Here is a 13432-nt window from a genome sequence, read left to right as displayed (position 1 = left end):
GCCCACATGGCCCGGCGGCGGCGCGGCGCGGGCGATGATCCACGTCAGCGGCGGGTTGGCGGTTTGGTGCCGGCCCGCGGGTTAACAACCGCGCAGCAGGTTCAGCAGGTTCAGCGGGAGCGGCGGGTGCTTCGGGTGACGGTGAACTTGGGGTTCATGCCCTCCACCGCAGTGTGCCCCACGTGCCTTTCCAGCGCCGGCAGGTAAGCGAGGTGCCGGTTGAAGACCGTCCACAACTCTCCGCCGGAGGCCAGGACGCGCCCAGCAGCCTCGATCATCTTCAGCCCGGCGCCTGCGTGGACGCCGGCGCCGACATGAAAGGGCGGGTTCAGCAGGACGGCATCGGCAGCGCCATCGGGGAAGGTGCTGAGCGCATCGTCCTGCAGGATGGTGATACGGTCCGCCAGGCCGTTCGCCCGTGCGGTGGCCAGGGCCGACTGCACCGCGGCCGCCGACTGGTCCGTGGCCGTCACGGCCGCGCCGGGGAACTGGCGGGCGTACATCGCGGCAAGGATTCCGGTGCCGCAGCCAAGGTCCACGACGTGCCGTGCCGGTTTCATGGCGGGCAGGAACGAGAGCAGGAATCGGGTGCCAATGTCCAGCTTGGCACCGGCGAAGACAGCGCCGTGGGCGGCCACTTGCAGGTCCAGCTCGGCGAGGTACTCAACCACCGGAAAGCGCGGCGGTCCGGAAGGTTTTGGTCCGGCGGCCAGGACGAGCCGTGATTTTTGCCGTGCGAGCTGCGGTTGGACGGTGGTGAATAACCGTTCCAGGACCGCGTTCATGCCCAGGGACATGTGTTTCACCCGGCCGCCGGCAAGCAGCAGGACGCCAGGGGACGCATGCCGGGCCACCGCGGCCGCAATCTCCTCCAGCTCCGCCAGGGTTTTGGGCAGTTGCAGCAGGACGGTGTCCGCGCCGGCCAGGAGTTCAGGCCCGAGGGGCAGCTGGACGAATCCCGTCCCGTCACCCGCTGCGGCAACAAGGCCCGGCATTTGGGTGTCGCATTCGGTGGCGTTCAACCGCAGCGCCCGCTCCCCCGTCACCAGATCCTGGTGCACGCGCAGGGAGGCCGGAGCGAGTGTGGCGGATGCGCCCAGCGTCAGGGCGCCGTAACGGTCACCAATCACGGCAACAGCGCTGCCGGACCGGCCAAGCTGGGCTGCGGTCTCCAGCAGCAGCCGGTCCGTGGCGTCCCAGGCATGCAGGTTGGGTGCTTCCACATCGGGCCGCCGCCGCAGGACATCGAAAACGTCCGCCAGGGTGTTTGCTGCCACCGGTGTCCTGCCGCCTTCTGTCGTTCGTGCCGGCCCCGGGTGCCCGGGGTCACCCCCACGTTACCGTTTCCGCGGCCGCAACCATTCCGGGCAGGGCCGCGATGGCGGCCACTGCCGCGCGTCCGGCGCGGTTGGCGCCGATGGTGGACGACGACGGCCCGTAGCCGACCAGATGGACGCGCGGCTCAGCTGCCACCTGGGTTCCCTCCATCGCGATCCCGCCGCCTGCTCCGCGGAGGTGAAGCGGTGCGAGGTGTTCCAGTTCGGCCCTGAAGCCGGTGGCCCAGAGGATGACGTCCGCCTTCAGGAAGCTGCCATCGGCACGGCGGACACCGTCCGGTTCGATGGACGTGAACATGGGCTGCCGGTCAAGGACACCACGCTCCCTGGCGGCGCGGAGGGCTGGAGTCCAGATGAGTCCGGTCACCGAGACGACGCTTTGCGGTGGGAGGCCTTGACGCACACGGTCCTCCACCAGCGCCACGGCGTCGTGCCCGGCCCGGGCGTCGAAGGGAGCATCCCGCCAGACCGGTTCCCGGCGGGTGAACCAGCTGGTGGACGTGACACGGGAAATCTCGTCCAGCAGGCCCACGGCGGAGATGCCGCCGCCCACCACGATCACGTGCTTGCCCGTGAATTCTTCGGCGGAGACGTAGTCGGCAACGTGCAGTTGCCGGCCGCGGAACGAGGACCGGCCCGGGTAGATCGGCCAGAACGGGCGCGTCCACGTACCGGTGGCGTTGATGACCGCCCTGGCGCTCCAGCCGCCGTCGGACGTCTCCACCCTCAGCCGGCCGGCCGGGTCGTCGTCTTCCCGCCTGACTGCCCGCACTTTGACGGGCCGGTGCACTGAAAGGCCCAGTGCCGCCTCGTAGCGGCCAAAGTAGCGGGACAGGAACTCGGAACTGGGCTCGGCGGGATCCACCTCCGGTTTGGGAATTCCGGGCAGGTCGCTGATTCCGTTGACCGTTGCCATCCGCAGGCTCTTCCACCGGTGCCGCCAGGCGCCGCCCGGACCTTCCTCGGCGTCGAGCAGGGCATAGTCGAATCCCCGGCGCTGCAGGTGGTAGGCGGCGGACAGGCCCGCCTGGCCCGCACCGATGACCACCACATCGGTTGGGTCAGGAATCACTCCCCCATGATAGTCGCGGAGGGGGCAGCGCAGCCTTAGGGTAGGCCCATGGACACTGCAGGAGCCGCAAGGACCACAGGACATGCTGACCGGCTGGCAAAGGCGTTGGGGGTGGTGCTCGGCACGGAGACGATCCCCTTGCGCCTGCGGGCCTGGGATGGCTCGGAGGCCGGACCCGCAGATGCGCCGGTCCTGGAGTTCAGGTCCCGGAAGGCCCTGCGGCGCATGCTCTGGTCGCCGGGGCAGCTGGGGTTGAGCCGGGCCTACGTGGCGGGCGAGATCGACGCGCCGGGTGACGTCTTCGCCGCCTTCGGGGCACTGAGCTCGGCCGGGAAGTTCGCCGAGCCGGGCCCGTTCCGGCCGCCCACTGCCCGCGAACTGTGGCTGCTGGCAAGGACGGCGGTCAGGCTGGGGGCGGTGGGTTCCAACCCGGTTCCGCCGCCAGAGGAAGCCCGCATCGCAAGGAAGGGCAGGATGCATTCACGCGGCAGGGATTCGGCTGCCATCTCCCATCATTACGACGTCGGCAATGACTTCTACGCCCTGGTGCTCGGACCCTCCATGGTCTATTCCTGCGCGGTATGGCCGGCCGGCGGAGCGCCGGATCCGGATGTCCCGGACAGGGGACTCGACGCGGCGCAGGAGGCCAAGCTGGACCTTGTCTGCCGCAAACTGGGCCTCCAGCCCGGGATGCGGGTCCTGGACGTAGGGTGCGGTTGGGGCAGCTTCGCCATCCACGCGGCGGCCAGGTACGGGGTCAGCGTGGTGGGCGTGACGCTGTCGACCGAACAGGCCACCCTGGCCCGCAAGCGGGCTGCGGACGCCGGCCTGACCGGCAGCGTGGAGATCCGGGTCCAGGACTACCGGGACGTTCAGGACGGACCGTTCGACGCCATCAGTTCCATCGGGATGTCCGAGCACGTGGGCCGGGCCCAGACCCCTGCCTACGCCGCAGCGCTTTTCGGGCTGCTCCGGCCCGGGGGCCGGCTGCTGAACCACGCCATCTCCTGGAACGCCGGGCCCACCAGCCCCGACCCTGACTCGTTCATTCCCCGGTACGTGTTCCCCGACGGTGAAATGATCAGCCTGGGCGAGATGGTGGCCGCCCTGGAAACGGCCCGCTTCGAAGTTCTCGACGTCGAAGCCCTCCGCCGCCACTATGCCCTCACCCTCCGGGCCTGGGTCAGGCGGCTGGAACAGAACTGGGAGGAAGCGGTGGCCTTGGCGGGTGCGGGGCGCGCCCGGGTATGGCGGCTGTACATGGCGGCCAGCGCCTTGGGCTTCGAAGACGGGCTGACCGGGGTCAACCAGGTCCTGGCCCGCCGGCCGGGCGGGGCGGAGCCACCACTGCGCCGCAATGACTGGCTGTGACCCAGAGCCCGGCCGTGACGCTACGCGACCGGCGAAGGGCCGCCCGGCTGGGTGTAATGCTGGGTCTGCTCGATCTGCACCACTTTCGGGTCCGTCTCGTCGGCGGCGTAGTCCGTCGGCCGGGTCAGGTCCTCCCCCGTCCGGACCTTCAGTGCCCGCAGCACCACGGTCAGGACGACGGCGACCACCAGGTTGAGCGCGAACGCCGACACTGCGATGTACACGCTGAAGTCCGTGCCCGGGAAGGCTGCCACCGAGCCGCCGAAATGGGCCTTGGTGACCGGATTGACCACGTTGTAGGCGGACACGGTTCCGAAGACGATCCCCACCGCCCAGCCGGCCAGCAGGGCCCACCGGTCAAACCAGCGGGTGTACAGGCCGGCCACCACGGCCGGGAACGTCTGCAGGATCCAGATGCCGCCCAGCAGCTGCATGTTGATGGCGGCGGACTGGTCCATCGCGATGACGAACACGAGCGCGCCCACCTTCACCACCAGCGAGACGATCTTGGATACTTTCGCCTCGGTCCTTGCATCGACGTCGGGCCGGATGAAGTCGCGGTAGATGTTGCGGGTGAACATGTTCGCGGCGGCGATGGACATGATCGCTGCCGGCACCAGGGCGCCGATGGCGATGGCGGCCAGCGCGATTCCCGCGAACCAGGCCGGGAAGTGGTCAAGGAAGAGCTGCGGCACCACGAGTTGCGGATTGACCGACCCATCCAGGTCGATGGGCTTGGTGCCGGCCTGGATCGCAACGAATCCCAGTAGGGCCAGGAAGCCGAGCATCAACGAGTACAGCGGCAGGATCGCGGCGTTGCGGCGGATGGTGTTCCGCGCCTTCGAGGCCAGCACGGCTGTCACCGAGTGGGGGTACATGAACAGTGCCATGGCCGAACCAAGCGCCAGTGACCAGTATGCGGAGTAGTTGGCGGCGGCCGGAATGAAGACGCCCGCCGGCTTGCCCGTGGCCTGGCTGACAGTGCCCAGCTTGGCCTGCGCGGAGTTGAAGATCGTGTCCCAGCCGCCGAACTTGATGGGCAGGTAGATCACGGCCACGATAACAGCGAGGTAGATCAGCAGGTCCTTGACGACGGCGATCATCGCCGGTGCCCGCAGGCCGGAGGTGTAGGTGTACGCGGCGAGGACCACGAAGGCCAGGATCAGCGGCAGGTCCGTCAGCAGCACGTTGCCGGAGCTTCCCAGGCCCAGGACAGTGAGCACCGCCTTGATACCGACCAGCTGCAGCGCGATGTACGGCATCGTGGCAACGATTCCAGTGACGGCCACGGCCAGGGATAGCCACCGGCTCCCGTACCGGCCGCCCACGAAGTCCGCCGAGGTGACGTAGCCGTGGCGGTGGGACACCGACCACAGCCGGCTCATGATGATGAAGATGATCGGGTAGAGGACGATGGTGTACGGGACGGCGAAGAAGCCGCTGACCGCGCCCGTGGCCCACATCGCCGCCGGGACCGCCACGAAGGTGTACGCGGTGTAGAGGTCACCGCCCAGCAGGAACCAGGTGATCCAGGTTCCGAACCCGCGGCCGCCCAGCCCCCACTCGTCGAGGCTGTGCAGGCCCTCCACGTCGGGTCCGCGCCGCCACTTGGCGGCCAGGAACCCCATGACGGCCACGACGACGAACAACAGCACCACGATGACCAGGGCGGTCCAGTTAATTTCGCGTCCGTTCATGGCCGGTCCCCTCCCAGCCCGGTCCCGGCGGAGGTGCCGGCCGCCCTCGGCGGGCCGCCGGCACGTGCCTCGGCCCGCCGTCGTCGGTCTTCCCTGTTGACCAGCCAATAGGCTGTGCCGGTCAACACAGCCGAAACTGGCACCCAGACCAGCTGGTACCAGTAAAAGAACGGCATGCCGCCCAGCCGGGGCGCGTCAAAGGAGTACAGCTGCGGCATCAGCGGTAGGAGAATGGCGGCAGCCAGCAGAACGCCTGCACCAATGTAGGGGGCCGGCCTGGCCGGTCCGCGGATCGCCGTATCACGGGAAAGCGGTGTTCCGTTCGGAAACGCTTCGCCGTTCGCACCGTAGGCGGAATCATCTGCATGGGACATCTGCGACCTCCTCGTCAGCGACGTCCCTAGGCTGCGCTCCGGGTGAATCCGGCCCAGCGGCGGGACGCTGTGCCCTCCAACATCAGTTGTACCCCCGTTTGACCTGCGCGGGAAGAGTTTTCCACCGGGGCTGATCCCGTTCCGGGCAGCAACCAAAAAAGGGAACCATCACCAAGTGATGGTTCCCTTTTTCGTGCTTCTTACGGTGGAGCTGAGGGGACTCGAACCCCTGACCCCCTGCATGCCATGCAGGTGCGCTACCAGCTGCGCCACAGCCCCGTAAAAACCTGTCCCTTCCGGTCGAATTCCCCGGAGCAACCTGACCAGAGTAATGCACTTTTGCGCTGTACGCCAATCGGGCGTTTCCCATCTGCTTGGCGTCCGCCGGCTGCCCCCGGAACTTGCACCATGCGGCTGCCGCGAACGCGGCTTAACCAAAAATCCGCCGGAACCGTGAAGGTTCCGGCGGATTTACCGGTGGAGCTGAGGGGACTCGAACCCCTGACCCCCTGCATGCCATGCAGGTGCGCTACCAGCTGCGCCACAGCCCCGGAATGTTGCCGCTCCGAGAAGCTTTCTTCCGGGTCTCCCCCGAAGCAACTCAAATATCTTAGAACAGCAATTCCGAAAATTCCAAATCGGGAATATTCACCGATCTGGCGCCGTGCCTACTCGCCGTCGGACACCGCGGCGGCCTGGGCAGGGACGTCGTCGACGAGCTGCAGGTCCACCACTGGGCAGTCCTTCCAAAGCCGTTCGAGCGCGTAGAAAACGCGGTCTTCCTCGTGCTGGACGTGAATGACGATGTCCGAGTAGTCCAGGAGCACCCATCGGCCGCCGGACCGGCCCTCACGGCGCACCGGGCGGAGGTCCTGCTTGGCAAGTTCTTCCTCGATGCCGTCCACGATGGCGTTAACCTGGCGTTCGCTGGGTGCTGAGGCGATGAGGAAGACGTCCGCGAGGGCCAGCCGCTCGCTCACGTCCAGGGCCACAATGTCGTGGGCTATCTTGTCGGCGGCAGCCTTGGCGGCCGTACGGGCCATGGCGATGGACGTTTCTGTTGCAGTCACGGGACTCCTTGTTTGGGTTAAGTGTTTGATGCCGCTGGTCGGGTCAGCGGGACATGCCGGTGACGATCAGGATGATGCCGGCAACCAGGGCCAGGATCCCGAACGCGAGGATACAGAATTGCAGGACCCGGTTACGCCGGGCCCTGGTGAGGCCTGCCGTTGCGGCATCCAGCGGATCGAGGCCGTAGGCGGACCTGGCCGGCACCCGGGGAAGGTCCTCGAACAGGTCCTCAGACTGGCCCTCCGTACGCGCTGCCGGTTTGGGCCGGCTGGCCGCCTTGGCCGCAGCTTCGGCACGGGCGATCACCTGGGAGCGGCCGGTGCCGGAATCGGCAGGTGCTGTCTTGGTACGGGCGCCGGGCCGGCGTTTTCCGCCACCCTGGACCTTCGTGCCGGGGCGGGTCGTGACCGGAACATGGGAGGTTGCCGGCGGTTTCATCACCGGGCGCTCAACGCCGGGCACCTGGACGAACTCGAGCGGCGTGACCATGGCAAGGTTGCTGGCAGTGGACGGCCCTGCCTTGTCCTGGGAGGCGGCATCCGATGCCGGGTTCGCCGCGGGGTTGGCGGCGCCTCCCGCCTGTTCGGCGAGTTTCTGCCGGGCCATAGCCCGACGGTTCAAGACCGCAGCCCTTTCGGCCAGCGCGATCTGTTCGGCGAGGATCTCCGGATCCACCGCTTCGGGGTCGTGGGAGGCGATGTGCTCCATTTTGGCGATCTGGTTCCGGGCCTGTGCTGCGATGAGCGCGCGCGCTTCCAAGGCCTGCTCCACCGTCATGCCGTCCGGCGCGGTGGCAGGGGCCGGGTCGAGGCCGCCTCTTGTGGCCGCGGGGTTGAGCGTGTCCTCTGCCCCGCGCTCCCCAGCGGCGGGCTTTGCCGCGGGCGCCGGAGTCCCGGTGGCCGGCGGCGCCGGTGGGCCTGCTGCGGGGGGAACCACCGGGTTGGCGGCCGTCAGCGCCTGCTCCTTGAGCTGCTGCAGCCGTAATTGGCGCCGGGTGGGCGGGCCGCCGGCGGACAGCTGGCCCTCTTTCTCTTCGAGCTCCTTGATGGTGCGCAAGGCGGCGCGGTCGCGGGCCCGGATCTGGGATGAGCGCTGGGGGGCGCCCTGGCCTGGAACAGCTTGCGGACGGCCGGCGGGCTCGGCGCTTGCGGACGAGGCAGGACGGACGGCAGGTTCCTGCCGGGCAGCTCCGGGCGTGCCGGGGGCCGGCCGATTCGCGGCAGGCGGGCGTTGCTCCGTGGCGGCCGGGGTTGCCTGTTGGGCGTCCCTGGCCTTCCGGAGTTCCCGGCGGCTGCGGATGGGGGGCTGTTCCTGACTCATTGAGAACTCATTCAGTACTGGCTGGTTCGCGGGCTTCGGAAGTTGGTTCATCCGCGCCTGACGGCGGATCGGCGTAGAGGGCGTAGAGATCGTACTTGGCGATGTACTGCACCACCCCGTCCGGGACCAGGTACCACACCGGATGGTTGGCTGCCACGCGGGCCCGGCAATCCGTGGATGAGATGGCCATCGCCGGGACTTCCAGGAGGCTGACATCCTCACGGCCCATCCCGTCGAGGACGTGTCCCGGGCGGGTGACTCCCACGAAGTGCGCCAGCGACCAGAGCTCGTCAATATCCTTCCAGGACAGGATCTGCGCCAGGGCGTCAGCACCCGTGATGAAGAACAGATCGGCGTCCGGCCGCTGGGCCCGAAGGTCGCGCAGGGTGTCGATGGTGTAGGTGGGACCTGGCCGGTCCACGTCAACCCTGCTGACGGTGAAGCGCGGATTGGAGGCCGTGGCGATGACGGTCATCAGGTAGCGGTGCTCAGGCTCGCTGACCTGTTTATGGGACTTTTGCCATGGCTGCCCGGTGGGGACGAAGACCACCTCGTCGAGGTCGAATTCGGCCGCGACTTCGCTGGCTGCCACCAAGTGGCCATGATGGATGGGATCGAATGTCCCACCCATCACACCCAGCCGCAGCCGTCCCCGGGCACCATTGCGGTGCAGGTTGTGCGAAATGTTAGTGGCCCTGCCCGCGATCGTGCTTGTTGGGGTGCTGGCGGTGCGGATCCGCGTGCTCGTCGGTGGCTGCGTGCCGGTTGCCCAGGTTGTTGTAGGACCAGGCGATGAACATCAGGACCATCAGGATGGCGAACATTGACACGCCGAAAACCCACGGCTCGGCCAGCAGCGGGGCAGGCTCCTCGTGGGCTGCGTCGCCTGCGGCGGCGATGGACGTGACGATCTGCTGGAGCAGCATTTTCTCCCCTATGTTCAAGGATTTTCGGGCAGCGGAACCTTCCGCCGCTTTCTAAGGTTCTGGTCTATGTTACCGCGTTGCTACCCGCGGACCTGGCCTTCGCCTTGGACAATCCACTTCGTGGTGGTGAGCTCGGTCAGGCCCATCGGGCCGCGGGCGTGCAGCTTCTGGGTGGAGATCCCCACCTCTGCGCCAAGGCCCAGCTCGCCGCCGTCCGTAAACCGCGTTGAGGCGTTGACGATCACCGCCGCGGAATCCACCTCCGCGATGAACCGTTCAGCGTTGGCGAGGTTGTTGGTGAGGATCGCTTCGGTGTGCCCCGTGGACCAGGTGCGGATGTGTTGGACGGCCTCATCGAGGCTGTCCACCATGGCCACCGCAAGGTCCAGGTCCATGTATTCCGTTGCCCAATCCGCGTCGGTGGCCGGCTCCGACTCGATCCCGGCAGGCAGGGCGGCGCTGATCCGCTCGTCAACGTGCAGGCGGACCCCCGCGTTTCGGAGGGCAGCCGCGACGGCGGGCAGCACGGTCGCGCCGGAGTGGACCAGCAGGGTTTCCACGGTGTTGCAGACGCTGGGCCGCTGGGTCTTGGCGTTGAGCAGGATCTCCACTGCCATGGTCTCGTCCGCGGACTCGTCCAGGAAGATATGGACGTTTCCCTCCCCTGTCTCGATGACCGGCACGGCCGAATTGGTAACGACCGTCTGGATGAGGTCGCGGCCGCCGCGCGGAATCAGGACATCCACCCGGCCGCGGGCCTTCATCAGGACGTTGGCGCCGGCGCGGCCGAACTGGTCCACCGTCTGCACGGCGTCGGCCGGCAGGCCAACCGACTCGAGGGCTTCACGCAGTACCCGCACCAGAACCTGGTTGGTGGCTTCGGCTGCGCTGCCGCCGCGCAGGATCACGGCGTTGCCGCTCTTGAGCGCCAGCCCTGCGATGTCCACGGTGACGTTGGGGCGGGCCTCGTAGATGGCTGCCACCACGCCCATGGGTACGTTGACCTGCCGAAGGCGCAGTCCGTTGGGGAGGGTTTGGCCGCGGACAACGTTGCCCACGGGGTCCGGGAGGTTCGCCAGGTTCTCAAGGGCCGCCACCAGGGCCTCAACACGGGTTTCGGTGAGGGTGAGCCGGTCCAGGAGCGCCTTGGACGTGCCGTTGTCCTTGCCGCGCTGAACGTCCATGGCGTTGGCGGCGAGGATGGCCTGTACGTTCTCCCGGAGGGCGGCTCCCACGGCGCGGAGGCCGCGGTCTTTCCATGCCCGGTTGGCGGTGGCCATGCTGCGGGCGGCGTGGCGGGAGCGGTCCGCGATGGCGTGGACTGCCGCTTCGACGTCTGCTGCGGGGACCGGCATCCCGGCTGCTGCCTGTCCTGCCACGGGACCCGGCTGCGCGTGGGCGGCAGTGGTTCCGGTATTAACAGCTGCGTGGATCAGGGCTTCAGTCATGGTCCAAGTTTAGGCGAGCCGGCAGCTTAGACCAGCACCAGGTCATCAACATGAACAACTTCGCGGTCATAGCCGCTGCCCAGTTCCTCGCCCAGTTCCCGGGTGGAGCGTCCCAGCATGTGCGGCAGTTCCTGGGATGAGTAGTTCACCAGTCCCCTGGCAACTACGACGCCGTCCGCGCCGGCCAGTTCAACGGCGTCGCCCGCTTCGAAGTCGCCGTGCACTGCAGAGATGCCCGCAGGCAGCAGGGACGTGTGATGGTGGCGTACGGCCCGCACCGCGCCGTCGTCCAGGATGAGCCGGCCCTGCACGGAAGCGACATGGGCCAGCCACAGGAGGCGTACCGGCTTGCGCGAGCCGTTCACGGAGAACCATGTGCCGACGTCCTCGCCGTTCAGGGCCGCGGCCGCGTTGGGCGTGGACGTTACCAGGGCGTGGATTCCCGAACCTGCCGCCATGCTGGCCGCTTCCACCTTGGTCATCATTCCGCCGGTGCCCACCCCGGCCTTCCCTGCTTTGCCAATGGACACGCCTTCGAGGTCGTGGGCACCGGTGACCAGCGGGATGCGCTTGGCACCGTGCGCGGGCGGACCGTCGTAGAGGGCGTCGACGTCGGACAGCAGCACGAGCGCGTCGGCGCGCACCAGGTGCGCCACCAGGGCGGCGAGCCGGTCATTGTCGCCGAAGCGGATTTCGTGGGTGGCCACGGTGTCGTTCTCGTTGACGACGGGTACCACCCCGAGGTTCAGCAGCCGGTCCATGGCGCGGAGGGCGTTGGTGTGCTGGCTGCGGCGCATGAGGTCCTCGGCCGTGAGCAGGACCTGGCTGACGGTGACGCCATGCGCACCGAAGGCTTGGGTGTACCGGGCCATCAGCAGGCCCTGGCCCACGCTGGCCGCGGCCTGCTGGGTGGCCAGATCCCGGGGGCGCTTTGCAAGCCCCAGCGGGGCCAGCCCGGCGGCGATGGCGCCCGAGGACACCAGGATGATTTCGGCACCGGCGTTGCGTTTGGCGGCCAGGGCGTCGGCCAAAGCCGTGAGCGACTCCTCGGAAATGCCGCCCTTGATACTGGTGAGCGAGGAAGACCCCACTTTCACCACGATGCGGCGGGCCCCTGCCAGCAGGCTTCTGTCCACGGAGCCCGCAACGGGCGCCGTGTCCGGGACCCTAGAGGTCATCGTCCGCTTCCATTCCGCCGTCCTTGACGGGCCGGGCAGCACGGCGCCCGCTGACGGACTCGGTCCAAATGCCGGCCTTGCGTTCAGCCTCGAGTTCGGCGCGCGCGGCAGCCTTGGCGTCCTTGCGCTCCTGCTGTTCCTCGCGCTTCTGGCCGCGCGTGGGGCGGTCGCCGATATCGGCGAAGCGCACGTCCGTGCCACGGGGTGAGGCCAGGAGTTCGGCGCCCGCCATCATGGTGGGCTCCCAGTCGAAGACCACGCCGTCATCCTCACCGATGACCACAGTGTCCCCCGGCTTGGCGCCCTGCTTGAACAGTTCGGTCTCCACGCCGAGCTTGGCCAGCCGGTCTGCCAGGTAGCCGATGGCTTCCTCGTTGGTGAAGTCGGTCTGCTTGACCCAGCGCTCGGGCTTCTCGCCGAGGACGCGGAACAGCGGCTCCAGGTTCTTCTCCTCGCGGCGGATCTTGAACCCGGCTTCATTGACGGCACGGGGCCGCAGCACGACGGGCTTGACCTTGGGCGGCTCGGCGGCAACGGCGTCGCGGGCGGCTTTGACGATCTCGGCCATGGCGAACCCAAGTTGGCGCAGGCCCTCGTGGCTGGTGGCGGAGACCTCAAAGACGCGGTATCCGCGCGATTCCAGTTCCGGGCGCACGAATTCGGCCATGTCCTTGCCGTCAGGCAGGTCCACTTTGTTCAAAGCGACCAGGCGGGGGCGGTGGTTGAGGGGAACCACCTGGCCGTCGGAGCCCGCGTAGCTCATGTCGACCGCGTACTTTTCGAGCTCAGCCTCGATGATGGCGAGGTCCGAGAGCGGATCGCGGTCGGATTCGAGGGCGCCGCAGTCAAGCACGTGGACCAAGGCAGCGCAGCGCTCGACGTGGCGCAGGAAGTTGTGTCCCAGGCCCTTGCCCTCGCTGGCGCCTTCGATCAGGCCGGGGACGTCGGCGATGGTAAACCGGACCTCGCCCGCCTGCACGACGCCAAGGTTGGGAATCAGGGTGGTGAAGGGGTAGTCGGCGATCTTGGGCCGGGCGGCGGACATTGCAGCGATCAAGCTGGACTTTCCGGCAGACGGGAAGCCCACCAGGGCGATGTCTGCGATGGACTTCAGTTCCAGGACCACATCGCGGGAGTCGCCTTCGATTCCCAGCAGCGCGAAACCGGGTGCGCGCCGCTTCTGCGAGGACAAGGCGGCGTTGCCCAGGCCGCCCACGCCGCCGGCTGCGGCGACGTACTCGGTGCCCTCACCCACAAGGTCCGCCAGTACGGTGCCGTCCTTTGACTTGACCACTGTGCCGTCCGGAACGGGAAGGATCAGGGTCTCGCCGTTCTTGCCGCCGCGCCAGTCGCCCATGCCGGGACCGCCGTTGCTGGCGTGCCGGTGCGGTGCGTGGTGGTAATCGAGGAGGGTGGTGGTCTGGTGGTCCACACGGAGGATCACGTCGCCGCCATCGCCACCGTTGCCGCCGTCGGGCCCGCCCAGCGGCTTGAACTTCTCACGGTGGACGGAAACGCATCCGTGGCCGCCGGATCCGCCGGATACGTGAAGTACTACCCGGTCTACAAAGCTGGCCACGTGGATCTCCTCAGAATGCTGTTTACGCGGCGCCCGGGGACGCCACAACGATTGTAGTG

Annotated in this window: 12 protein-coding genes and 2 tRNA genes; 1 reads left to right on the top strand and 13 read right to left on the bottom strand. The window is 67.9% G+C overall.

All coding sequences use genetic code 11. From position 1 onward, the window contains the following. Positions 1-110 precede the first annotated feature (110 nt). Both AB4Y79_RS05840 and AB4Y79_RS05835 read right to left on the bottom strand, forming a co-directional pair. Positions 111-1277, bottom strand: coding sequence for a class I SAM-dependent methyltransferase (locus tag AB4Y79_RS05840; protein ID WP_441859625.1), 1167 nt, complete (start codon positions 1275-1277; stop codon positions 111-113). A gap of 49 nt (positions 1278-1326) precedes the next feature. Beyond that, complete coding sequence (locus AB4Y79_RS05835; RefSeq protein WP_441859623.1) at positions 1327-2409, bottom strand: FAD-dependent oxidoreductase; 1083 nt, start codon at positions 2407-2409, stop codon at positions 1327-1329. Between the two features lie 48 nt (positions 2410-2457). Between AB4Y79_RS05835 and AB4Y79_RS05830 the strand changes: the two genes are divergently transcribed. Next, a complete protein-coding gene (locus AB4Y79_RS05830) occupies positions 2458-3780 on the top strand; it encodes a class I SAM-dependent methyltransferase (protein ID WP_441859621.1) in 1323 nt (440 codons plus the stop codon). Positions 3781-3800: 20 nt separating this feature from the next. On the opposite strand, the gene mctP is transcribed toward AB4Y79_RS05830, so the two are convergent. From mctP to obgE, 11 genes are all read right to left on the bottom strand, one after another. Beyond that, complete coding sequence (gene mctP / locus AB4Y79_RS05825; RefSeq protein WP_441859619.1) at positions 3801-5477, bottom strand: monocarboxylate uptake permease MctP; 1677 nt, start codon at positions 5475-5477, stop codon at positions 3801-3803. Then, on the bottom strand, positions 5474-5851 hold the full coding sequence (locus tag AB4Y79_RS05820; RefSeq protein ID WP_441859617.1) for a DUF3311 domain-containing protein: 378 nt from the start codon (positions 5849-5851) through the stop codon (positions 5474-5476). Before AB4Y79_RS05820 ends, mctP begins: the two co-directional genes overlap by 4 nt. Before the next feature lie 206 nt (positions 5852-6057). After that, positions 6058-6130, bottom strand: a tRNA-Ala gene (locus tag AB4Y79_RS05815). Positions 6131-6329: 199 nt separating this feature from the next. After that, positions 6330-6402: transfer RNA gene (locus AB4Y79_RS05810), tRNA-Ala, on the bottom strand. A 117-nt stretch (positions 6403-6519) separates the two neighbouring features. Continuing rightward, positions 6520-6921 carry a ribosome silencing factor gene (gene rsfS / locus AB4Y79_RS05805; RefSeq protein WP_441859615.1) on the bottom strand — a complete coding sequence of 134 codons (402 nt, stop codon included), beginning with the start codon at positions 6919-6921 and terminating at the stop codon, positions 6520-6522. 43 nt (positions 6922-6964) lie between these two features. Further along, the gene (locus AB4Y79_RS05800) at positions 6965-8242 is read right to left on the bottom strand and encodes a hypothetical protein (protein WP_441859613.1); all 1278 of its coding nucleotides are present in this window, start codon (positions 8240-8242) and stop codon (positions 6965-6967) included. A 7-nt stretch (positions 8243-8249) separates the two neighbouring features. Next, positions 8250-8927 carry a nicotinate-nucleotide adenylyltransferase gene (gene nadD / locus AB4Y79_RS05795; RefSeq protein WP_441859867.1) on the bottom strand — a complete coding sequence of 226 codons (678 nt, stop codon included), beginning with the start codon at positions 8925-8927 and terminating at the stop codon, positions 8250-8252. A 1-nt stretch (position 8928) separates the two neighbouring features. Continuing rightward, positions 8929-9168, bottom strand: a complete 240-nt coding sequence (locus AB4Y79_RS05790) for a hypothetical protein (protein WP_441859611.1) — start codon at positions 9166-9168, stop codon at positions 8929-8931. 80 nt (positions 9169-9248) lie between these two features. Further along, a complete protein-coding gene (locus AB4Y79_RS05785; protein ID WP_441859609.1) occupies positions 9249-10616 on the bottom strand; it encodes a glutamate-5-semialdehyde dehydrogenase in 1368 nt (455 codons plus the stop codon). A 26-nt stretch (positions 10617-10642) separates the two neighbouring features. Then, on the bottom strand, positions 10643-11794 hold the full coding sequence (proB, locus tag AB4Y79_RS05780; protein WP_441859607.1) for a glutamate 5-kinase: 1152 nt from the start codon (positions 11792-11794) through the stop codon (positions 10643-10645). Next, a complete protein-coding gene (gene obgE / locus AB4Y79_RS05775) occupies positions 11784-13373 on the bottom strand; it encodes a GTPase ObgE (RefSeq protein ID WP_441859605.1) in 1590 nt (529 codons plus the stop codon). The genes proB and obgE overlap by 11 nt, the downstream gene beginning before the upstream one ends. Positions 13374-13432 lie beyond the last annotated feature (59 nt).

This window comes from Pseudarthrobacter sp. YAF2 (assembly GCF_052113345.1).
In the GTDB taxonomy this organism is placed as follows: Bacteria; Actinomycetota; Actinomycetes; order Actinomycetales; family Micrococcaceae; genus Arthrobacter.
Note: the sequence above shows the minus strand (reverse complement) of the source record. Positions and strands in the feature narration are given on the sequence as shown.